The sequence below is a fragment of the Kitasatospora sp. NPDC058170 genome, from assembly GCF_042883905.1.
Taxonomy (GTDB): domain Bacteria; phylum Actinomycetota; class Actinomycetes; order Streptomycetales; family Streptomycetaceae; genus Kitasatospora.
Genome location: NZ_JBHVUV010000013.1, coordinates 114,728 through 135,786 on the forward strand (window position 1 = coordinate 114,728; position 21,059 = coordinate 135,786).

A 21,059-nucleotide genomic window follows, 5' to 3' on the forward strand; every position below is an offset into this window, starting at 1 on the left:
GGCGGGCGCCCCCCCGGGCCGCCCCGCCGCCGGCACGCCCCCACCAGGTCCGCGGGGGTATGCCGCCCCGCCCCCCTCCCCGCTCCTCACGTCAACCCGCTCTACCGCCCCGCGACCGCGTGGACGAAGCGCGCGCCGTCGATGGTGCCGAGGCCGCTGGCGAGGTCGTAGCCCTTGCCGGCCTGGTAGCCGGTGACGGTGTCCCAGGAGTTGTCGCCGGTGGTCACGTCGACCAGGCCGCTCCACTGCGAGGGCAGCAGGTTCAGGCCGTAGAGGCGCCAGTTGAGCTGGCCCAGGCGGTGGCCGGCGAGCTGGTCGGCGAGCGCGACGACGCCGGAGAAGATCGGGGTCGCCTCACTGGTGCCGCCGGTGAGGTGCCACCCGGCGGAGGCCGGGTCGTACGACTCGTACGTCCAGGCGCCGCCGTCGACCGCCGCGCTCATGCTGATGTCCGGCGTGCCGCGGTGGTTGCCCGTGGCGGAGGCGACGCCCGCCTGGTACCAGGGGCGCTCGAAGACGCCGGAGACCCCGCCGCCGCCCGCGCCGTACTTGTCGTGCCAGACCTTGTCGGGCGCGGTCCGCCTGCCCGCGTCGTCCAGGCTGAGCTGGGTGCCGCCGATGGAGGTGACCAGCGGGTCGGAGGAGGGCCAGGAGTTGACCTTGTACGGGTAGAGGTCCTCGCCGTTGGCCTGGGAGTCGGTGGCACCCGCGTCGCCGGAGGCGGCCAGCACGGTGACGTCGTGGGCGGCGGCCTCCTTGAAGGCGTAGCGCAGGTCGGTGAGCGACTTGAAGTCGCCCTTGTCGAACCCGGGGAAGGTGTTCTCGGTGGCCCCGAAGCTCTGCGAGATGACGTCGGCGCGCCCGGCCTTGATCAGGGCCTGCTCGGCGTCCATCATCTCGGGCAGGCCGGTGGTGCCCTCGGTCTCGGCGACGCCCGTCTCGACCAGGATGATGTGGGCGTCGGGGGCGATGGCGTGGGCGTACTCGACGTCGAGGGTGGTCTCGCCGGCCCAGCCCGTGTGGTCGGGGTTGGCGGGGTCGAAGACGGGGACGTTGCCCCACTTGACCACCTCGACCTGGGTGTCCGGGATGCCCCACTGCTTGTCGAAGGTCTCCAGGTCGTGCTGGATGGTCGGCGAGCCGAAGGAGTCGACGATGACGATCGTGCGGCCCTTGCCGGTGATGCCCTCCTTGTAGAGCGGGTCCAGGTTGTAGGCGGTCCGGTACTGGAGCGGCGAGTAGCAGTGGATGCCGATCTCGCTGACGCACTGCGAGGTGGGCAGTGGGGCGGTCCGCCCGACGGCGCTGACGTGGCCGCTGGACGCGGGGCGGACGTGGACGGCGGCCGCCGGCTGCGCGGTGGCGGAGGCGGTGCCGACGACGGGCACGGCGACGGTGCCGGCCGTCAGGGCGGTGGCCCCGACGGCGAGCAGGGCCAGGGCGCGGGAGGGCGCGGAGCTGCCCATGGGACTCCTTGGGACGCAGGGCCCGACCTGGTCAGGTCGGGTGGTCCGGCCATCCCATCGAGTGCCGCATGATCATGCCATAGTCATTTGGTACCGTCGGCATGGTCATGCCTGGCCACGGGAAAAGGTAAAGGCCGGCCCAGGTGAAAGTAACCCTCCACCTGGGCCGATATTCTGACGAATCGTCAGCCTGGTTTCAGCGTGCCCCACCGTTGACGTACAGGGTCTGCCCGCTGACGTACGAGGCGTCCTCGCTGGCCAGGAAGACCACGACGGAGGCGATCTCCTCCGGCTGCCCCACCCGCCGCAGCGGCGTCCGGGCGGCGACCTCCGTCTGGTGGTCCTCCGCCGTGGCGCCGACCCGCTCGGCCGTGGCGGCCGTCATGGGGGTGGCGATGTACCCGGGGGCGACGGCGTTGACGTTGATGTTGAACGGGCCCAGCTCGATCGCCAGAGTGGCGGTCAGCCCCTGGATGCCGGCCTTCGCGGCGGCGTAGTTGGCCTGGCCCCGGTTCCCGAGGGCCGAGCGCGAGCTGAGCGAGACGATCTTGCCGTACTTCTGCGCCACCATGTACTTCTGTGCGACGTGGCTGCAGTTGTAGGCGCTGGTCAGGTTGACCGTCAGCACCGTGTCCCAGTCGGACTTCGGCATCTTGAAGAAGAGGTTGTCCCGGGTGATCCCGGCGTTGTTCACCAGGATGTGCACCCCGCCGAAGTCCCCTGCGACCTCGGCGAATACCGCCTCCACGGCGTCGTAGTCGGCCACGTCGCAGCCGTACGCGCGGGCGGTCCCGCCCTTGGCGGTGATCTCCTCGACCGTCCCGGCGGCCCGCTCGGCGGTCAGGTCGACCACCGCGACGGCCGCGCCCTCCTGTGCCAGCAGCCGCGCGGTGGCCGCGCCGATGCCCTGCGCCGCACCGGTGACGACGGCGACCTTGCCTGAAAAACGAGTCACAGCAGCTCCTTGGAGGGGGTCAGACGTTCTCGACGAGGACGGCGGTGCCCTGCCCGACGCCCACGCACATGGTGGCCAGCCCGCGCCGGCCGCCGGTACGGCGCATCCGGTGCAGCAGGGTGGTGAGGATCCGGGCGCCGGAGCCGCCCAGCGGGTGGCCCAGGGCGATCGCCCCGCCGGTCGGGTTGACCAGGGCGGGGTCGATCCCCAGCTGGTCGACGCTGGCGAGGGCCTGGGCGGCGAAGGCCTCGTTGAGCTCGGCCTCGTCCAGGTCGGCGAGCGACCAGCCGGCCCGCCCGAGCGCCTTGCGGGTGGCCGGGACGGGGCCGATGCCCATCACGTCCGGGTGCACCCCGGCCGAGGCGCCCGCGACGTACCGGCCGAGCGGCTGGAGCCCGAGGTCGCCCAGCGCCTCCTCGCTGACCAGCACCAGACCGGCCGCGCCGTCGTTCATCGGTGAGGCGTTGCCCGCCGTCACCGTGCCGCCGGCCCGGAACGCCGGCTTCAGCCGGGCCAGCTTCTCCAGGCTGGAGTCCTCGCGGATGCCCTCGTCCTGGCGGACCGTCACGCCGTCGGGCCGCTCGACCGGGATCAGCTCGGCGTCGAAGAGCCCGTCCTTGCGGGCGGCCGCGGCCAGCTGGTGGCTGCGCAGGGCGAAGGCGTCCTGGCGCTCGCGGCCGATGCCGTACCGGGTGGCGACCTCCTCGGCGGTCTCGCCCATGGCGAGGACACCGTGCAGTTCCTCCATCCGGGGGTTGGTGAGCCGCCAGCCGAGCCGGGTGTCGTACGTCTCGATGCGGTGCGGCAGCGCCTCGTCGGGGCGGGGCAGGATGAAGGGCGCGCGGGTCATCGACTCGCAGCCGCCGGCCAGGACGACGTCGGCCTCGCCGGAGCCGATCGCCCGGGCGGCCATGGTGACGGCCTCCAGGCCGGAGGCGCAGAGGCGGTTGACGGTGGCGCCGGGCACGGTGTCGGGCAGGCCGGCGAGCAGCACGGCCATCCGGGCGGCGTTGCGGTTGTCCTCACCTGCCTGGTTGGCGGCGCCCCAGTAGACGTCGTCGATCCGGGCGGGGTCGAGGGCGGGCAGGTCGGCGACCAGGGCGCGCAGCACGGTGGCCGAGAGGTCGTCGGGGCGGACCGTGGCGAGCGCTCCGCGCAGCCGGCCGATGGGTGTGCGGCGGGCTGCGGCGAAGTAGACAGGACGCACGTCGTCGGGCTCCTTATCAACGGGGTTCGAGGCTCAGCGGGGTTCGAGGCTCATTGGGATTAGAGGCTCAGCGGGGTTCGGGACGCGAGGGGTTCCGGGACTCACTCGACGGGTCCGGGATGTGACAGGGCCGAGGCCCGGCAGGGGCTGGGGCGGCGTGTTTGCAAAGTCCCGCCGGGTCCGCCTGGCCCGCCTGGCCCGCCGGGTCCGTCTGGCCCGCCGGGTCTGCCTGGCCCGACGCGACTTTGCAAAGTCGGTGTGACTTTGCAAACACCCCCTAGAAGGCGTTGACGCCGGTGAGCGAACGCCCGATGAGTAGTTTGTGGATCTGGCTGGTGCCCTCGTAGAGGGTCATCACCCGCGCGTCGCGCAGGTACTTGCCGACCGGGTACTCGTCGATGAAGCCGTAGCCGCCGAACACCTGGAGCGCGTTGTTGGCGGCCCGCACGGCGGCCTCGCTCGCGAAGAGCTTGGCGACGGAGGACTCGGTGGCGAACGGCAGTCCGCGCTCGATGTGGTCGGCGACCCGCCAGGTGAGCAGCCGGGCGGCCTCGACGTCGACCGCGATGTCGGAGAGCAGCTCCTGCACCAGCTGGTGCGAGGCGATCGGCCGGCCGAACTGCTCGCGCTCGCCCGCGTAGCGGACGGCGGCCTCCAGGCAGGCCCGGGCGATCCCGACGCAGCCGGCGGCGACCGACATCCGGCCCTTGGCGAGGGCGGCCATCGCGACGCCGAAGCCCTTGCCCTCCGGGCCGAGCCGGGCGGAGTCGGGCACCCGGACGCCGTCGAAGGCGAGTTCGGCGGTGGCCTGGCCGCGCAGGCCGAGCTTGCCGTGGATCTCCGTCCGGGTGAAGCCGGGCAGGTCGGTGGGGACGAGGAAGGCGGTGATGCCCCGGTGGCCGTCCTCCCCGGTCCGGGCGAAGACCAGGGCGACGTCGGCCCACGTCCCGTTGGTGATGAACATCTTGGCGCCGCTGATCAGCCAGTCCCCGCCGTCCCGGACCGCCCGGGTGGTGAGGTTGGCGGCGTCGGAGCCGGTGCCGGGCTCGGTGAGCGCGAAGCAGCCGAGCGCCTCGCCGGAGGTGAGCCGGGGCAGCCAGTGCTGCTTCTGCTCCTCGCTGCCGTAGGCGTTGACGGACTTGGCGACCAGGCCGAGCGAGACCGAGACGATGCCGCGCACGGCGGAGTCGCCCCGGCCCAGCTCCTCCAGGACCAGGCAGTACCCGAGGTGGTCGCCGCCGCTGCCGCCGTACTCCTCGGGGATGGTCAGGCCGAGGAAGCCCAGCTTGCCGAGCTTGCCGATGATCGCGCGGTCGACGGACTCGGCGCGGTCCCAGGCGGCGGCGTGGGGCACGATCTCGCGGTCGGTGAACCCCGCCGCGAGCTCGCGGACGGCGACCTGTTCTTCGGAGAGCTCCAGATCCATGGCGGCCTCGATTAAACTAGCGCTGCAAGTTTTACCGGGACTGTAGCGCCGACCGGGCCGCACTGGGAAGAGGCGCCTGCCAGAATCGGTCCACACCCCACTCGACCGGAGGAACCGCGACGATGGCCCGCCCGCGCACCCCCCTGCTCAGCCGCGAGCGCATCGTCACGGCCGCTCTGCGGCTCATCGACGCCGAGGGCCTGGACGCCCTCTCCACCCGCCGGCTCGCCACCGGGCTCTCGGTCAGCGGGCCGTCCCTCTACAACCACTTCGCCACCAAGGACGAGCTGCTGGACGCGGTGGTGGACAGCGTGATGGGCGAGGTTGACCTGTCGATGTTCGCGGACGCCGCCGCGCCGTGGCCGCAGGCCCTGCGGGACTGGGCCCGCTCCTACCGCGCCGCGCTGGCCGCCCACCCCAACATCGTCCCGGTGCTCGCCCAGGGCCCCGGGCGGCGGCCGAACGCGCTGCGCCTGGCCGACGCCGTCTTCGGCTGCCTCGTCGAGGCCGGCTGGCCGCGCGGACAGGCCACCCGGATCGGCGCGCTGATGCGGTACTTCGTCACCGGCTCGGCGCTCGCCTCCTTCGCCGCGGGCTTCCCCGAGGACGCCGGGCTCTACGACGCCGCCGACTACCCGCACCTCGGCGAGGCGCACCGGCTCGCCGAGCACCGCGGCGCGATCGACGAGGGCGCCTTCGAGACCGGCCTCGAAGCGCTCCTCGACGGCCTCGCCCTACGCTACGAACGCACCGTCCCCGGGGCTCACCAGGGCGAGCGGGCCGTGAAGGCCGGCCGCAGCGAGGGGTCCACCGGGTCGTAGTACCGGTGGTAGACGGGGGTGAGCCCGCCGGAGACCGGGGGCACGATCCAGCTCCAGTCGGCGGGGGTGTCCCGGCCGAGCCGCTTCTCCTGGGCGACGTGCCGCAGGAACCGCTCGGACTCGGTGTGGTGGTCGGCCATCGTCACCCCGGCCTCCTGGAAGGAGTGCAGCACCGCCACGTTGAGCTCCACCAGCGCCCGGTCCCGCCAGAGCGTGCGGTCGCTGGAGGTGTCCAGGCCGAGCCGCTCGGCGACCTCCGCCAGCATGTCGTAGCGGTCGGCGTCGGCGAGGTTGCGGGCGCCGATCTCGGTGCCCATGTACCAGCCGTTGAAGGGCGCGGTGGGGTAGCGCACCCCGCCGATCTCCAGCGTCATGTCGCTGATCGCCGGCACCGCGTACCAGCGCAGCCCGAGCCGGGCGAACCAGGCGTGGTCGGGGTGGGTCAGCTCGACCTCCAGCGTGGTGTCGTCCGGCAGTTCGTACCACTGCGGGCGGGCGCCCGGACGCTCCTGGACCAGCAGCGGCAGCACCTCGAACCGCTCCTCGCCGCACTTCCACCCGAGGTCCCGGGCGCGGGCCGTCAGGACGGCCCCGGCCGGGTCCCCGACGAAGCCGCCCCCGACGGGGTGGCCGGCGTAGCGGACGAGCTGCTGGTTGAGGATGCGGGCGGCCGGGCGGCCCGGCCGGTCGGGGGCGAACACCGACACCACCGGGCGGATCCGGCCGCCGTTGCCGGCCAGCCGCAGGTGCTCGAAGCACTCGGCGGCGATGTCGTCGGCGGCGCTCAGGTGCCGCAGGTCGCGCACCACCAGGCTGCGCCAGTACAGCCGGCCGATGCAGCGGGCCGCGTTGCGCCAGGCGAGCTTGGCGCCGTACCCGAGCTCGGCGGTGGTGTGCGCGTAGGTGCCGGTGCGGTCGATCTCGTCGAGCACCGCGCGCACCCGCTCGACCGGGTCCCCGGCGGCGGGCTGCTCGCGGTGGAACTGCCGGATGAAGCCGGCCGCCTCGTCGGGGTCGGTGAAGTGCTCGGCCCGGGGCGGCGGTTCGGGCAGCCGCGAGGCCTCGGGAACGGTGTGCGCGTGGGCGTAGGGGCAGCCGCCGGCCGGAGCCGCCGCTGGTCTGCGCGGGCCGCGGGTACGAAGCCGATTGAAGATCAAGGACACATCCCTCCTGGCGAACAGGAGTACCGGATGTACGCGCCCCGGCGCAGGGAGTGAACGAATCGGCCCCCGTGCCGCGTTCGTCACGCTAGGCTGCGGGGGCCGATCGGGCGGTCCGACTGTCGGATCAGCCCATGTCCTCCAGGCGGACGCCCTTGGTCTCCTTCATGAAGCGGGCCACGAAGACGATCGACAGGGCGGCGAAGGCGGCGTAGACCAGGTAGGTCGCCGACAGGTTCCAGCGCGACAGCGACGGGAACGAGACGGTGATCGCCCAGTTGGCGAGCCACTGCGCGGAGGCGGCGACGGACAGCGCGGCGGCCCGGATCCGGTTGGGGAACATCTCGCCGAGCATCACCCAGACCACCACGCCCCAGGACATCGCGAAGAACAGCACGAAGGCGTTGGCGGCGATCAGCGCGACGGTGCCCTGCAGGTCGGGCAGCACGACGTTGTCGCCGCTGCCGGTGGCCGAGGAGAACGCCCAGCCGCAGGCGCCGAGCGCGACGGCCATGCCGGCCGAGCCGATCAGGGCGAGCGGCTTGCGGCCGATCCGGTCGACCAGCAGGATCGCGACCACGGTGCCGAGGATGTTGATGACCGAGCCGATGAAGCTGATCAGCAGCGAGTCGCCCTGGTCGATGCCGACCGACTGCCAGAGGATCGACGAGTAGTAGAAGATCACGTTGATGCCGACCAGCTGCTGGAAGACCGACAGGCCGATACCGACCCAGACGATCGGCAGCAGGCCGAACCGGCCGCCCAGCAGGTCGCGGAAGCGCGGGCGGTGGTCGGAGTCGATCAGACCCTGGATCTCGGCGATCCGGGCGTCGGTGTCGGCGCCCGTGCCCTCGACCTCGGCGAGCACGGTGCGGGCCTCGTCCAGGCGGCCTGCCGCGATCAGGTAGCGCGGGGACTCGGGGATCATCGAGGACAGCACGAAGTAGACGGCGGCCGGCACGACGCAGATGCCGAGCATCCACTGCCAGGCCTCCAGGCCGAGCAGCCGGCCGCGGGTGTCGCCGCCGGCGGCGTCCGCCAGCACCCAGTTGACCAGTTGGGATATCGCGATGCCGAGCACGATCGCGGCCTGCTGGAAGGAGGCAAGTCGGCCGCGGTACCTGGTCGGGGCGACCTCGGCGATGTAGGTCGGGGCGATCACCGAGGCGATGCCGATGGCCGCTCCGCCGAGGACCCGCCAGAGGGCGAGGTCCCAGGCGGAGAACGGCAGCATCGAGCCGACGGCGCTCACCGCGAAGAGCAGCGCCCCCGCCTTCATCACCTTGATGCGGCCGTACCGGTCGGCGAACCGTCCGGCCAGCGCGGCGCCGACCGCCGAGCCCAGCAGGGCGGAGGACACGATCAGCCCGGTCACGCCGTCCCCGACGCCGAACCGCTCCTGGATGCCGGAGACCGCGCCGTTGATCACGGAGCTGTCGTAGCCGAACAGGAAGCCGCCGAGGGCCGCGGCGGCGGTGATGAAGACGACGAAGCCGAGGCGGTCGGAGGGCCGGGCCTCCGCCGCCGAGAGCTCCGAGAGCTGCTGGGTGACGCTCACGAGATTGACTCCTGGTACTCAACGCTGAGCTTGGTAGCCGCGATCGTAACCCGTCAATGTTCAAGTGTTGTACATGGGATGCCCGGCAAATCCCTTTGCCTATTAGTAAAGTGAACTATCAAATGGGCTGGGCCAGTGACAGTCCGAACCGTCCCTCGTCGTCCGTCCACCAGTGGGCGAGCCGCAGGCCGGCCGCGGCCAGCTCCTCGGCGACCCGCTCCCGGCGGAACTTCGCGGAGACCTCGGTGCGCAGCTCCTCGTCCTTCTCGAAGTGGACCGGCAGGTCCAGGGCCGGGATCTTGACGGTCTGGGTGCGCAGCGAGCGCAGCCGCATCTCGATCCACTCCTGCTCGGCGTCCCAGTGCGCGACGTGCGCGAACGCGTCCGGGTCGAAGTCGGCGGCCAGCTCCCGGTTGAGCACGTTGAGCACGTTGCGGTTGAACTCGGCCGTCACCCCGGAGGCGTCGTCGTAGGCCGCGACCAGGACGTCCGGGTCCTTCACCAGGTCGGTGCCGAGCAGCAGGGAGTCGCCCGGGTCGAGCGTGCCGCGCAGGCCGCGCAGGAAGGCCGCCCGCTCGGCGGGCAGCAGGTTGCCGAGGGTGCCGCCGAGGAAGGCGACCAGCCGCGGGCCGCCGCCCGGGGGCAGCGCGAGCCGGGCGGTGAAGTCGGCCAGCACGGCGTGCACGGCCAGCCCCGGGTAGTCGGCGGCCAGCGCCTCGCCGGCGGCGGCCAGCGCGCTCTCGCTGACGTCCACCGGGACGTAGCTGTCCAGCGTCCCGAGGCCGCGCAGCGCGCTCAGCAGCAGCCTGGTCTTCTCGGAGGAGCCCGAGCCCAGCTCCACCAGGGTGCGGGCCCGGGTGGCGGCGGCGATCTCGTCGGCCCGGGCGGTCAGGATGGCCCGCTCGGCGCGGGTCGGGTAGTACTCGGGCAGCCGGGTGATCTCCTCGAACAGCTCGCTGCCCCGCGCGTCGTAGAACCACTTCGGCGGCAGCCACTTGGGTTCGGAGGTCAGACCGTGCTGCACGTCGTGCCGAAGGGCGGTGCTGAAGTGGTCGTCGGGCAGCAGTCGGACGAGATCAAAGGTGCTCATGACAGGTGAGTCCTCTATTCACAAGGTGAAGGATGGTGGACGTGCGGACGGGGTCGCTCAGAGCGCCCGGACGGTGATCCCGTCCGGTCCGGCCAGCAGCAGCGAGCGGTCCGGGACGGCCGTCCAGGCCGGGTCGTCGTCGTACGGCTCGGAGGCGACCAGGACCCCGCCGCCGCCCGGCAGGGTCCGGTGGTGGAGGGTGTCGCCCCAGGCCGTGGCGGCGAGCGCGCGGCCGTCGGTGAGCAGCAGGTTGAGCCGGCCGGTGGTGTGCGCGGCCGTGTCCGCGACGGTGGCGGCCAGCGCCTCGCCGAGGTCGGCACCGGCCCGCAGCCGGTGCAGGGCCAGGCCCCAGAGCAGCGCCGAGTCGGTCCGGGCCTCCAGGGCGAGCAGTTCGGCGGGCGGCAGCAGCGCGGCGAGCGCGTCCAGTCCGGCCGGCCAGCCGTCGACCGCGCCGTTGTGGCTGAACAGCCAGCGCCCGGCGGCGAACGGCGCGGCCGCCGTCTCGCCGGCCGCGCAGCCCTCGGTGGCCGAGCGGACGGCCGCCAGCAGCGCCCGGGTGCGGATCACCCGGGCGAGGTCGGCGAAGGAGGCGTCCGCCCAGATCGGCCCGGCCCGCCGGTAGCGGGCGGGCACCTCGTCCCCGTCGGCGTACCAGCCGAGGCCGAAGCCGTCCGCGTTCACCGTGCCGTAGCGCTGGGTGCGCGGCGCCCAGGATTGCCGGTAGAGCCCGAACGGCGGCTCCACCAGCAGCTCCCGGGGCGTCAGCGGTCCGCCCAGGTAGGCGAGGTGGCGGCACATCAGCGGGGCTCCGGGTCGGCGGCGGTGCGGAACCCGGCGAAGATCTGCCGCCGGACCGGGTAGTCCCAGTTGCGGAAGGTGCCCCGGCAGGCGACCGGCGCCACCGCGAAGCAGCCGCCGCGCAGCACCTTGTACTCCGGCCCGAAGAACACCTCCGAGTACTCCCGGTACGGCCAGGCCCGGAAGCCCGGGTACGGGCGGAAGTCGCTGGCCGTCCACTCCCAGACGTCGCCCATCAACTGCCGCACGCCGTAGGCGGACTCGCCCGCCGGGTAGCTGCCGGCCGGGGCCGGGCGCAGGTGCCGCTGGCCCAGGTTGGCGTGTTCGGCCGCGGGTGGCTGGTCACCCCACGGGTAGCGGCGGGAGCGGTCGGCGGCAGGGTCGTGCCGGGCGGCCTTCTCCCACTCCGCCTCGGTCGGCAGCCGCCGCCCGGCCCACCGGGCGTAGGCGTCCGCCTCGTACCAGCTGACGTGCAGCACCGGCTCGTCCTCGGGTACCGGCTCCAGCAGGCCGAACCGGCGGCGCAGCCAGCCGCCGCCCTCGCGCTGCCAGAACAGCGGGGCGCTCAGCCCGGCCTGCCGGCGGTGCTGCCAGCCCTCGGGGGCCCACCAGCGCGGGTCGTCGTAGCCGCCGTCGGCGATGAACCGCTGGTAGGCGCCGTTGGTCACGGGCGTGGTGTCCAGCCGGAAGGCGGGCAGCTCCACCCGGTGCGCGGGCCGCTCGTTGTCCAGCGCCCAGGGCTCGGTGTCGGTGCCCATGGTGAACGGCCCGGCGGGGACGAGCACCTCGGCGGGCAGCGCGGCCGCGTCCGCCGGGGCGGGCGGCGGCGGGGGAGCGGCCAGTGCGGGCTCCCCCCGGCGCAGCTGGTGGGTGATCAGCATGGTCTCGTCGTGCTGCTGCTCGTGCTGGGCGATCATGCCGAAGGCGAACCCGGCGTCCAGCAGCGGCGCGCCCTCCAGCGGACTGGCGGCGAGCAGGTCGAGGACCCGGCCGCGGACGTCGTGGGCGTAGGCGCGGGCCTCGCCGGGCGGCAGCAGCGGCAGGCTGGGCCGCTCGGCGCGCGGGTGCTCGAAGGCGTCGTACAGCGGGTCGATCTCCGGGTGCATCGGGTCGCGGCCGCCGATGTTGCGTAGCAGCCAGAGCTCCTCCTGGTTGCCGATGTGCGCGAGGTCCCAGACCAGCGGCGACATCAGCGGGGAGTGCTGGGCGGTGAGGTCCGGGTCCTCGACGCAGTCGGTCAGCGCGGCGGTGCGGGCGCGGGCGGTGAGCAGCTCGGTGGCGATCGTCTCGCGCAGGGCCTCCCGCGAGAGGTTCTCCCACGGCACGGCGGCGGGCGGCGGGGTCTGCGGGAGCGCTGCGGCCGGGCTCGGGGCGCCGGCGGGGGCGCCGGTCGGGCGGGCGTCGTCGATCATGGTGCGGCCTCCTCCGGAGGAGTGCGTCGGGTGCCGGAGCGCAGGGCGTCCAGCTGGTCGTCGGCCGGGCAGCGGCCGCGCGCGGGGTAGCGCTCGGCGAACTCGCCGACGGCGGTGCGCAGGCCGTCGGCGCCGGGCAGACGGCCCAGCGCGGCGTCGGCGGCGGCGAAGCAGGCGAGGGCGGCGCGGCGCAGCGCGGGGTCGGCCACGGCCAGGGTGGCGGCCCGGCGCCAGACGTCGCTGCGCGGCGGGCGCGGCCCCTCGGGGCGCTCCAGCGGCTCCAGGGCGGCCAGCGCGGCGTCGGCCGCGACCGGGTCGTCCAGCAGCACGGTGGCCAGGGCGGCGGGGACGATCCAGCCGTCACCGGGCTGGGCGTCGATCATCCGCAGCTCCAGGTGGCCGCGCGGGCGCACCGGCGGGAACAGCGTGGTGCGGTGGTAGTCCAGGTCGGCCAGGGTGGGCGGGCGCTCGCCCGCGCCGCGCAGCCAGTCGCGGAAGGTCAGTCCGGCCGGCGCCGTCCAGGGCAGTCCCTCGGGGCGGCGGATGCAGAGCACCTCGGCGTCCAGCACGTACCGGGCCCAGGCCTCGCGCGGGTCGCCGTGGTCCGGGTCCGGGGCGAGGGTGCGGCTCGGGTCCATCCGGGACCAGACGGTCTGCCGGGTGGACCGGTGGCCGGTCGGCCGGCCGTCCAGCAGCGGGGAGTTGGCGAAGGCGGCGACCAGGACCGGCCCGAGCTGGTGGACCAGCCGCCAGCGGCGGTCCATCGCGTGCGGGCCGCCCGCGGCGCCCGCGTCCAGGCAGACCTGGACGGAGGCGGTGCCGGTCATCATGATCCGGCCCCAGGGCCCGGCCGAGTTGAAGAATCGTTCCATCGCCAGGTAGCGCGGGTGGTCCAGGACCATCTGACGGGGGCGGGCCAGCGGATCGGTGCCGGTGCCGGTGAGTCGCAGGCCCTGCGCCGCGAAGGCGGCCCGCAGGGCGGCGAGATCGCGCCGGGTGTCGTCGACGCAGGCGGTGAGGCTGGTGGCGGGCGGGGAGCTGAGCTCGACCTGGCCGCCGGGCTCCAGGGTCAGCAGCGACCCGGAGGGGAGCGATGCGCCGTCCGGGCCACCGAGTGGCAGCGAGTCCATCGCGGCGTGGAGCCGCTCCGGTAGGACGGGGCTGGTGGGACATCGGTCGTCGTGGACGAACCACTCGACCTCGACCCCGACCAGCCGGGGCGGTCCGATCTTGAAGCAGACGCCGGCCACATGGCTGCGGGCGGCGGACTCGGTCAGCGGCGTCACCCCGCCCGGGGGCGGTGCGGCGCTCGGTCGGTCGGTCGGGCTGGTCGGGCGAACGGGTATCACCGGACTCACCATCCTCGGGATCACGATTGCGGCCCGGTCTACCCTGCCCAGTCTGCTACGGACCATGCCGGGCCGCCCCGCAAACATCCTGTGAACGGGTATCGCCGCAGGTCAGATGTGGTGCGATCGGGTGAAAGGCTGGGCTGGGGCCGTCGGACCGGCGGGTCGGGCGGTGGACGGCGGGCCCGGTCGGAGCCGCCGCAGCCGCTCGGCCACCGTCTCCAGGACCGGGCCCGGCAGGGCGTAGTTCAGCCGCAGCGAGCCCTCCCCGCCGGGGCCGAAGTCGGCGCCGTCGGAGGCCTCCAGACCGCAGCGCGCCAGCAGCGCCGCACGGGCGCCGACGGCCGGCAGACCGAGCGCGGCGGCGTCCACCCAGAGCAGGTACGAGGCCTCCGGCCGGGAGCGGACGGCCGGGCCGAGCACCCCGGTCAGCCGGTCCCGGGCGGCGACGAGGTGGCACAGCAGGGCGTCCAGCCACGGCGCGCCCTCGCGCAGCGCCGCCTGCTGCACCACCTGCTCGACCAGGCCGCCCTCCCACAGGCCGTACCCGGCCATCAGTGCGGTGAGCCGCCCGCGCAGCGCCGGGTCGGGGACGAGCGCGAAGCAGCTGGGGATGCCGGAGCCGTTGAAGGTCTTGCCGACGGAGTTCAGCGTGACGGTGTGCGCCCGGAGCCCGTCCGCCACCGCCACCGCGACGGGGTGCCGGCGGCCGGGGTGGGTGAGGTCGCCGTGCACCTCGTCGGAGACCAGGACGGCCCCGGCCTGCGCCGCGGCCCCGGCCAGCGAGCGGATCTCCCCGGCGGTCCAGACCCGGCCGGAGGGGTTGTGCGGGTTGCTCAGCAGCACCGCCCCGGCCCGGCGGCGGGCGAACTCCTCCAACGGCAGCCGGTAGCCGCCCCCGGTCCCGTCGCCGCCCCCGGTCCCGTCCCCGTCCCGGAGCAGTGCCAGCTCCTCGTACGGCAGCCCGGCGGCCCGGCAGAGCTGACCAAACCCGCCCCACTCGGGGGTCGGGAACAGCACCGGCCCGGCCGGGCGCAGCGTCTCCAGCAGCAGCCGCACCGCGGTCCGCGGCCCGAACGGCAGCAGCAGCACCCACTCCGGATCCACCGTGGCGCCGTGCCGCTCGTGGTACCAGCGGGCCACCAGCTCCCGGCCCGCCGGGTCGCAGGCCGTGTACCCGTACGCCCGGTGCCCGGCCCGCCGCGCCAGCGCCTCGGCCACGGCCGGCGGCCCGGGCAGGTCCATGTCCGCCAGCCCCATCGCGATCACCCCGCCCGCCCCGTCGCCGGCCCGGGCCCACTTGCTGCTCCCGGTGCCGGAGCGGTCGAAGGGGGAGTCGAAGCCGAACCCGTCCGGCGGTCGCGTCATGGCAGGGGCCTCCCGGGCGGCGGGCGGGCAGCACGGGCTGCCACGGCGGGTCGTGCGGCCCACGGTAGCCCCGGCCGCACACGGCGGGGGGCGGAGCGCCACGGACGATCCGTCGAAACCGGCGGGCCGGCGGCGGGGGCGCGCTGGACGATGACCCGTTCCGCCTGCGCCGGGCGCATACGGGGGCGCGTGGGCCGCTCTGCACGCCGTACGCTGCGCTCTGCCACGACCGGCGGAGGCGGAACGGGACCACCGGAACGACAGGCACGACAGGAACGATAGGAGCGGCGGGGATGGCGGGGACGATCAGGACGACAGGCACGACGGGCACGGCCGGGCCGGGCAGCACGGCGGACGGCCGGGCCGCGCAGGACGAGGTCACCCTCTTCGTGGCCCGCCGGGTGGAGCCCGGACACGAGGAGGCGTTCGAGCACTGGGCCAAGGGCATCCTCGGCGCGGCCTCCGCCCACGAGGGCAACCTGGGCACCGGCCTGCTGCGCCCCGCCGGACCGGACGACCCCTGGCACCTGCTGCTGCACTTCCGGGACGGCGCCGCCTTCCGCTCCTGGCAGGACTCCCCGGCCCGGGCGGCCTGCTTCGCCAAGGCGGACGGCCACCACGTGGAGGTGCACCGGCACGAGATCCTCGGCATGGAGGGCTGGTTCGCCACCACCCCGGGCGCGGACCGCCGCCGTCCGCCGGTGCGCTGGCGGATGGCGGTCGCGTCGACCATCGCGATCGCCCCGCTCACCATCACCGCGGGCCTGTTCCTCAACCCGCACCTGGCCGGCCTCCCGGTGGCCGTCCGCTCGCTGGTCACGGCGCCGCTGATCAGCGCCCTGATGACGTACGCGGCGCTGCCGGTGGTCACCCGCCTGCTGCGCGGCTGGCTCTTCGGCCCCCGCGACTGACCCGACCGCGCCCCGGGACCGGCTGCGCCCCGCGACCGACCGCACCCCGGGACGGACTGCACCCCGGGACGGACCGGCCCCGGGATCGGCTGCGCCCCCGGGGCTCAGCCCGCCAGGTACGCCCGCAGGCCGCGCCGGCCGCGCAGCATCATCACGGCGTGGTTGGCCCGGAAGAGCGGGCGGCCGGGCCGCGCGAGGCGGCGCAGCAGCGGTTTGCCGGGGCGCGTCTCCTCCTCGAACAGGGCCCGGGTGCCGGCGCCGTCAGGGGTGATCGTCCAGCGCGACCAGCCGACCAGGTCGCCGCGCATGGCGACCTCCAGCACCCCGGCCGCCGGGTCGCGCCGCGCCGCCGTCAGCACCAGGACCAGCCGGTACGGCACCAGGGCCCGGATCACCACCTCCCCGGTGTCCGCGCCGGTCTGCCGCGCGGCGCGGATGTCCGGCCACCACAGCGGGTACCGCGGCACGTCCTCCAGGGCCGCGTACACGGCGTGCGGTGGCGCGTCGAGGAGCCAGGCGCCGCTGAACCGGTAGTGGTTGGGGTCCACGCCGGCAGCCTACGCGGGCTCGGCCAGGGTGAAGGCGGTGTTGACCAGTGCGACGTGGGTGAACGCCTGTGGGGTGTTGCCGAGTTGGCGGCGGGCGCGCGGATCCCACTCCTCGGAGAGCAGGCCCAGGTCGTTGGCGAGCCCCACCACCCGGGCGAACAGTTCGCGCGCCTCCTCCGGCCGCCCGGTGGCGGCCAGCGCGTCGGCGAGCCAGAACGAGCAGGCCAGGAAGGCGCCCTCGCCGCCGGGCAGGCCGTCGGTGCGCTGGTGCGCCTGGTAGCGGCGGACCAGCCCGCCGTGGTCGAGGCCCTCGCGCACCGCGTCCACCGTGCGCACCACCCGCGGGTCGTCGGGCGGCAGGAAGCCGCTCTTGACGACGAACAGGGTGGCCGCGTCCAGCCCGTGGCCGCCGTAGTGCTGGACGAACACGCCGAGCCGCGGGTCGTAGCCGTGCGCGCAGACGTCGGCGTGGACGGCGTCCCGCATCGCCCGCCACCGGGCGACCGGCGCCGGCAGGCCGGTGGCCTCGGCCATCCGGACCGCGCGGTCGGCGGCGACCCAGGCCATCACCTTGGAGTGGACGAAGTGCCGGCGCCCGCTGCGCACCTCCCACAGGCCCTCGTCGGGCTCCCGCCAGTGCTGTTCGAGGTAGGCCATCAGGGCCCGCAGCAGGCTCCAGACGTGCCGCTCCATCGGGATGCCGGCCAGCAGCGCGAGGTGCAGGGTGTCCACCACCTCGCCGTAGACGTCGAGTTGGAGCTGGTCGACGGCGGCGTTGCCGAACCGGACCGGCCGGGAGCCCTCGTAGCCGGGCAGCCAGTGCGCGACGGTCTCGCCGAGCACCCGCTCCCCGGCCACCCCGTACACGGTCTGCAGGTCGCGCGGGTCGCCCGCGATGGCGCGCAGCAGCCACTGGCGCCAGGCGGCGGCCTCCTCGCGGAACCCGCCGCGCAGCAGGGCGGAGAGGGTCATCGAGGAGTCGCGCAGCCAGCAGAACCGGTAGTCCCAGTTGCGCAGCCCGCCGATCCGCTCGGGCAGCGAGGCGGTGGGCGCGGCGACGATGCCGCCGGTGGGGGCGTAGGCGAGCGCCTTGAGGGTGATCAGCGAGCGCAGGACGGCGTCCCGCCACTCCCCGCGGTAGCGGCAGCCGGCCGCCCAGTGCTGCCAGTCGCGGACGGTGGCCAGCAGGGCCAGGTCGGGGTCGGTGCGCGGGGTGGTGGCCAGGTGGGAGGGCTGCCAGGTGAGGATGAACGGGACGCTGCACCCGGCGGTGGCGGTGAAGTCCGAGGCGGTGACCCCGTCGACCCCGTAGGTGTGGACGCCGTTGGGCACCCGCAGCCAGGCCGAGTCCGGCCCGGCGACGGCGACCCGGTGGTGGCCGGTGCGGCGCACCCAGGGGTCGATCCGGCCGTGGTTGAAGCGCAGCCGCAGTTCGCCGCGCATCGGGACGCTGCCGCTGAGCCCCTCGACGATCCGGATCAGCTGCGGGGCGCGCCGGCCGTCCCGGCCGCGCTGCGGCATGAAGTCGACGACCCGCACGGAGCCGGAGGCGGTGTGCCACTCGGTCTCCAGGACCAGGGTGTCGCCCCGGTAGCGGCGGGTCGCACAGCGGGTGGCGCCGACCGGGGCCAGCCGCCAGGCGCCGTGCCGCTGGTCGCCGAGCAGGCCGGCGAAGCAGCTGGGGGAGTCGAACCGGGGCAGGCACAGCCAGTCGACCGAACCGTCCCGTCCGACCAGGGCGGCGGTCTGCAGGTCACCGATGAGGGCGTAGTCCTCGATGCGTCCGGCCATCGGGTCCATTCTCCGGCCCGGCGGCCGCCCCGGCAGTGCGGGGAGCGCGGACGGAAGGAGTGGGCAACTCCGCTTGCACGCGTTCGGCGTGCAGAGGAGGATCTTTTGTGCTTGTAGTCTCATCTGTCTCAGCCGTCTCACGAGTCGGCTGTACCCCCATAACCGGAGCGAAGGAGTCCCGAGGATGCGGCGACCGAACTGGGTACCGGAGGGCACGGACCTGGACAAACCGAACGCCGCGCGGGTCTACGACTACTACCTCGGCGGGTCACACAACTTCGAGGTGGACCGGGAGATGGCCCGCAAGGCGATCGCCCTGTGGCCGGAGCTGCCCCAGATCATGCGCTCCAACCGGGCCTTCCTGCGCCGCGCCGTGCAGTTCGCCGCGGAACAGGGCATCACCCGCTTCCTGGACATCGGCTCGGGCATCCCGACCTTCGGCTCCGTGCACGAGATCGCCCGGGCGGTCCGCCCCGAGGCCGAGGTGGTCTACATCGACCGCGACCCGGTGGCCGTCGCGCACAGCCGGCTGCTGCTGGAGGACGACCCGCGCAGCTCCGCCGTCCAGGCCGACCTGCGGGACATCGACGACCTGATGGGCCGCCCGGAGGTGACGGCGCTGCTGGCGGCCGGCGAGCCGGTGGCGGTGCTGCTGGTCGCCGTCCTGCACTTCGTCAGCGACGCCGAGGACCCCTGGAAGCTGGTCGCGGTCCTGCGCGACGCCCTTCCGCCGGGCAGCGCGCTGGTCCTCTCGCACGCCTCCCTGGAGGGCCGCCCGGACCAGGCGGAGGACCACCAGAAGCTGTACAAGATGACGCCCACCCCGCTGACGATGCGCACCCACGAGCAGATCGGCGCGATGTTCGCCGGCTTCGAGCTGGTCGAGCCCGGGGTCGTCTACCTGCCGCAGTGGCGGCCCGACCAGCCGGAGGCCGTCGGGCAGCACCCGGAGCGGATGACCGGGGTGGCGGGCGTGGGGTTCCGTCCGTGACCGGAACACCGGTTCCCAGCAGCGCCGAACGGTTCCACGAGGACTGGGCGCGGCTGCTCTCCGGTGACCATGGCACGGCGGTCCACCCCGGCCTGCTCGGCCGGCTGGTGTCCCGGACCGCCGCGCTGCTCCACCGCGCCCAGCAGGACGAGCCCTTCCAGCCGCTGCTGGCCTCGCAGGCCGGCGCCGAGCTGGTCGAGGCGCACTTCACCGACCCGGTGGTACTGGCCCGGGCCGTCGAGCTGCTCCAGGAGCAGCCGGCCGTGGACGGCCGCGGGCCCGCCCTGTGCGGCGCGTTCGCGGCCGGCTGGGCGGCCGCCCTGCGCGAGCGCACGCTGCGCGAGCAGGAGGCGATCCGCACCGCCGCCGACTCCGCCCGGCTGGACGCCGAGCGGGCCCTGCGCGTCTCCGAGGCCCGGTTCCGCGCGCTGTTCGAGAGCGCCGCGATCGGCATCGGCATCGGCGACACCGAGGGCAACATCCTGGCCGTCAACCGCGCCCTGCAGGAGCTCTTCGGGGCCGGTCCGGAGGACATGCGGGGCCGGCGGGTCGGCGACCTCGTCCACCCCGAGGACACCCCGGGCGTCTGGGAGGCGTACGAGGAGCTGATCAGCGGCAAGCGGGACTACTTCCAGTTCGACAAGCCGTACTACCGGCACGACGGCGAGGTGGTCTGGACGCATCTGACGGTCTCGCTGATCCGCGACGACGACGGCCGCCCGCTGTACCAGGTGGCGATGCTGGAGGACATCACCGACCGCTACCGGCTCCAGGAGCGGCTGCGCCACCAGGCCACCCACGATCCGCTGACCGGCCTGCCCAACCGCGCGGCCTTCTTCGAACGGTTGGAGAAGCTCTTCGAGGAACCCGACCCGGGCGCCCGGTTCGGGCTCTGCTACGTGGACCTCGACGGCTTCAAGGTGGTCAACGACAGCCTCGGCCACGACACCGGCGACCAGCTGCTCTCCGCCGTCGCCGCCCGGCTGAAGGCGGCGCTCAGCCCGCTCGGCCACCTGGTGGCCCGGCTCGGCGGCGACGAGTTCGTGGTGCTGCTGGAGAACTGCCGGGGCGAGCAGGAGGCCGTCGCCGCCGCCAAGACCGTCCTCAAGGCGCTCGCCGGGCCGGTCCTGATCGGCGACCACAAGCTGGCCGTCGGCGCCAGCGTGGGCGTCCTGGAGCGCAGGGTCTCCACCACCACCCCCGGAGCGGCCGTCCGGGCCGCCGACCTGACGCTGTACCGGGCCAAGGAGGCCGGGCGCGGCCGCTGGACGCTGTTCGACCCCAAGGCGAACGCCCGCGCGGTCAGCCGCTACGCCGTCTCGGTGCGGATGCCCGCCGCCCTGGACCGGGGCGAGTTCTTCATCGACTACCAGCCGCTGTACGCGCTGGCCGACGGCCGGCTCGCCGCCGTCGAGGCGCTGGTGCGCTGGCGCCACCCGCAGCTCGGCGTGCTCGGCCCGGACGAGTTCGTCACCACCGCCGAGGAGACCGGCCTGATCATGCCGCTCGGCCGCTGGGTGCTGGAACAGGCCTGCGGCCAGGCCGCCGACTGGATCAAGCGGTTCGGCGCCGAAGCGCCGCAGCTCAACGTCAACCTGGCGGTCCGTCAGGCCCGCAGTGCCGCCCTGGTGACCGACCTCGGGCGGATCCTCGACGACACCGGCCTGGACCCGGCCCGGCTCCAGCTGGAGATCACCGAGTCCACCGTGGTCGGCCCCGAGGACGAGGCGCTGCGCACCCTGCACGGGCTGGTCGGCCTCGGCGTCTCGCTCGCCGTGGACGACTTCGGCACCGGCTGGTCCAACCTCGCCTACCTGCGCGACCTCCCGGTCTCCGGCCTGAAGATCGCCGGCTCCTTCGTCGGCGACCTGCACGACCCGGCCAAGGACGAGTCCACCGGCTGGCGGATCGTCAGCGGCCTGGTGTCGATGGCGCACGCGCTCAACCTGACCGTCACGGCCGAGGGCGTGGAGACCAGGCGGGACGCCGAGCGGCTGCGCACGATCGGCTGCGACTGGGCGCAGGGCTGGCACTTCGGCCGCCCGGTGCGGCCCGCCGAGATCGCCCGCCGGATCGCCGAGGAGCCGGAGGGCCGGCCGGTCCAGGGCTGAACCGCGCCGGCCCGGAGCCGACGTGGCACCGGTGTCGGCACCGGCACCGGCGCCGCGTCGGCTCCGCTCCGCAGTCGCGCCCCTCGGTTTTCGGTAA

At 74.3% G+C, this 21,059-nt stretch carries 17 protein-coding genes; 4 read left to right on the forward strand and 13 right to left on the reverse strand.

What is annotated here, in order from left to right:
- Positions 1–101 precede the first annotated feature (101 nt).
- From ACFVVX_RS16705 to ACFVVX_RS16720, 4 genes are all read right to left on the reverse strand, one after another.
- A complete protein-coding gene (locus ACFVVX_RS16705; protein WP_387946035.1) occupies positions 102–1,466 on the reverse strand; it encodes a S8 family serine peptidase in 1,365 nt (454 codons plus the stop codon).
- 196 nt (positions 1,467–1,662) lie between these two features.
- The gene (locus ACFVVX_RS16710; protein WP_387946037.1) at positions 1,663–2,421 is read right to left on the reverse strand and encodes a beta-ketoacyl-ACP reductase; all 759 of its coding nucleotides are present in this window, start codon (positions 2,419–2,421) and stop codon (positions 1,663–1,665) included.
- 19 nt (positions 2,422–2,440) lie between these two features.
- Positions 2,441–3,628, reverse strand: a complete 1,188-nt coding sequence (locus tag ACFVVX_RS16715; protein ID WP_387946039.1) for a thiolase family protein — start codon at positions 3,626–3,628, stop codon at positions 2,441–2,443.
- Between the two features lie 277 nt (positions 3,629–3,905).
- Positions 3,906–5,054, reverse strand: coding sequence for an acyl-CoA dehydrogenase family protein (locus ACFVVX_RS16720; RefSeq protein ID WP_387946040.1), 1,149 nt, complete (start codon positions 5,052–5,054; stop codon positions 3,906–3,908).
- 122 nt (positions 5,055–5,176) lie between these two features.
- On the opposite strand from ACFVVX_RS16720, the gene ACFVVX_RS16725 reads away from it, so the two are divergent.
- On the forward strand, positions 5,177–5,875 hold the full coding sequence (locus tag ACFVVX_RS16725; RefSeq protein WP_387946042.1) for a TetR/AcrR family transcriptional regulator C-terminal domain-containing protein: 699 nt from the start codon (positions 5,177–5,179) through the stop codon (positions 5,873–5,875).
- Here ACFVVX_RS16725 and ACFVVX_RS16730 read toward each other — a convergent pair.
- From ACFVVX_RS16730 to ACFVVX_RS16760, 7 genes are all read right to left on the reverse strand, one after another.
- A complete protein-coding gene (locus ACFVVX_RS16730; protein ID WP_387946044.1) occupies positions 5,818–7,032 on the reverse strand; it encodes a nitric oxide synthase oxygenase in 1,215 nt (404 codons plus the stop codon). The genes ACFVVX_RS16725 and ACFVVX_RS16730 overlap by 58 nt on opposite strands.
- A gap of 130 nt (positions 7,033–7,162) precedes the next feature.
- Positions 7,163–8,593, reverse strand: coding sequence for a sugar porter family MFS transporter (locus ACFVVX_RS16735; protein ID WP_387946046.1), 1,431 nt, complete (start codon positions 8,591–8,593; stop codon positions 7,163–7,165).
- Positions 8,594–8,711: 118 nt separating this feature from the next.
- The gene (gene egtD, locus ACFVVX_RS16740) at positions 8,712–9,683 is read right to left on the reverse strand and encodes an L-histidine N(alpha)-methyltransferase (protein WP_387946048.1); all 972 of its coding nucleotides are present in this window, start codon (positions 9,681–9,683) and stop codon (positions 8,712–8,714) included.
- A gap of 57 nt (positions 9,684–9,740) precedes the next feature.
- Positions 9,741–10,481: an ergothioneine biosynthesis protein EgtC gene (gene egtC / locus ACFVVX_RS16745; protein ID WP_387946050.1), complete on the reverse strand. Its 741-nt coding sequence runs from the start codon at positions 10,479–10,481 to the stop codon at positions 9,741–9,743.
- A complete protein-coding gene (egtB, locus tag ACFVVX_RS16750; RefSeq protein WP_387946052.1) occupies positions 10,481–11,893 on the reverse strand; it encodes an ergothioneine biosynthesis protein EgtB in 1,413 nt (470 codons plus the stop codon). Before egtB ends, egtC begins: the two co-directional genes overlap by 1 nt.
- Positions 11,890–13,242, reverse strand: coding sequence for an ergothioneine biosynthesis glutamate--cysteine ligase EgtA (egtA, locus tag ACFVVX_RS16755; protein ID WP_387946054.1), 1,353 nt, complete (start codon positions 13,240–13,242; stop codon positions 11,890–11,892). The genes egtB and egtA overlap by 4 nt, the downstream gene beginning before the upstream one ends.
- Before the next feature lie 111 nt (positions 13,243–13,353).
- Positions 13,354–14,610, reverse strand: coding sequence for an aminotransferase class I/II-fold pyridoxal phosphate-dependent enzyme (locus tag ACFVVX_RS16760; protein WP_387946056.1), 1,257 nt, complete (start codon positions 14,608–14,610; stop codon positions 13,354–13,356).
- Between the two features lie 293 nt (positions 14,611–14,903).
- Here ACFVVX_RS16760 and ACFVVX_RS16765 point away from each other — a divergent pair, with 293 nt between their 5' ends.
- The gene (locus ACFVVX_RS16765) at positions 14,904–15,521 is read left to right on the forward strand and encodes an antibiotic biosynthesis monooxygenase (protein WP_387946058.1); all 618 of its coding nucleotides are present in this window, start codon (positions 14,904–14,906) and stop codon (positions 15,519–15,521) included.
- A 104-nt stretch (positions 15,522–15,625) separates the two neighbouring features.
- Here ACFVVX_RS16765 and ACFVVX_RS16770 read toward each other — a convergent pair whose 3' ends face one another.
- On the reverse strand, positions 15,626–16,069 hold the full coding sequence (locus ACFVVX_RS16770) for an SRPBCC family protein (protein WP_387946060.1): 444 nt from the start codon (positions 16,067–16,069) through the stop codon (positions 15,626–15,628).
- Positions 16,070–16,078: 9 nt separating this feature from the next.
- A complete protein-coding gene (locus ACFVVX_RS16775; protein WP_387946062.1) occupies positions 16,079–17,860 on the reverse strand; it encodes a glycoside hydrolase family 15 protein in 1,782 nt (593 codons plus the stop codon).
- Between the two features lie 184 nt (positions 17,861–18,044).
- On the opposite strand from ACFVVX_RS16775, the gene ACFVVX_RS16780 reads away from it, so the two are divergent.
- Entirely contained in the window at positions 18,045–18,851 is an 807-nt protein-coding gene (locus tag ACFVVX_RS16780; RefSeq protein ID WP_387946064.1) for an SAM-dependent methyltransferase, read from the forward strand.
- A complete protein-coding gene (locus ACFVVX_RS16785) occupies positions 18,848–20,962 on the forward strand; it encodes a putative bifunctional diguanylate cyclase/phosphodiesterase (protein ID WP_387946066.1) in 2,115 nt (704 codons plus the stop codon). Before ACFVVX_RS16780 ends, ACFVVX_RS16785 begins: the two co-directional genes overlap by 4 nt.
- Positions 20,963–21,059: the final 97 nt, after the last annotated feature.

Coding starts and splice junctions, on each gene's coding strand:
- ACFVVX_RS16765 (WP_387946058.1), top strand. CDS start 14,904: ATGGCGGGGACGATCAGGACGACAGGCACGACGGGCACGGCCGGGCCG.
- egtC (WP_387946050.1), bottom strand. CDS start 10,481: ATGTGCCGCCACCTCGCCTACCTGGGCGGACCGCTGACGCCCCGGGAG.
- egtB (WP_387946052.1), bottom strand. CDS start 11,893: ATGATCGACGACGCCCGCCCGACCGGCGCCCCCGCCGGCGCCCCGAGC.
- ACFVVX_RS16780 (WP_387946064.1), top strand. CDS start 18,045: ATGCGGCGACCGAACTGGGTACCGGAGGGCACGGACCTGGACAAACCG.
- ACFVVX_RS16720 (WP_387946040.1), bottom strand. CDS start 5,054: ATGGATCTGGAGCTCTCCGAAGAACAGGTCGCCGTCCGCGAGCTCGCG.
- egtD (WP_387946048.1), bottom strand. CDS start 9,683: ATGAGCACCTTTGATCTCGTCCGACTGCTGCCCGACGACCACTTCAGC.
- ACFVVX_RS16775 (WP_387946062.1), bottom strand. CDS start 17,860: ATGGCCGGACGCATCGAGGACTACGCCCTCATCGGTGACCTGCAGACC.
- ACFVVX_RS16705 (WP_387946035.1), bottom strand. CDS start 1,466: ATGGGCAGCTCCGCGCCCTCCCGCGCCCTGGCCCTGCTCGCCGTCGGG.
- ACFVVX_RS16760 (WP_387946056.1), bottom strand. CDS start 14,610: ATGACGCGACCGCCGGACGGGTTCGGCTTCGACTCCCCCTTCGACCGC.
- ACFVVX_RS16725 (WP_387946042.1), top strand. CDS start 5,177: ATGGCCCGCCCGCGCACCCCCCTGCTCAGCCGCGAGCGCATCGTCACG.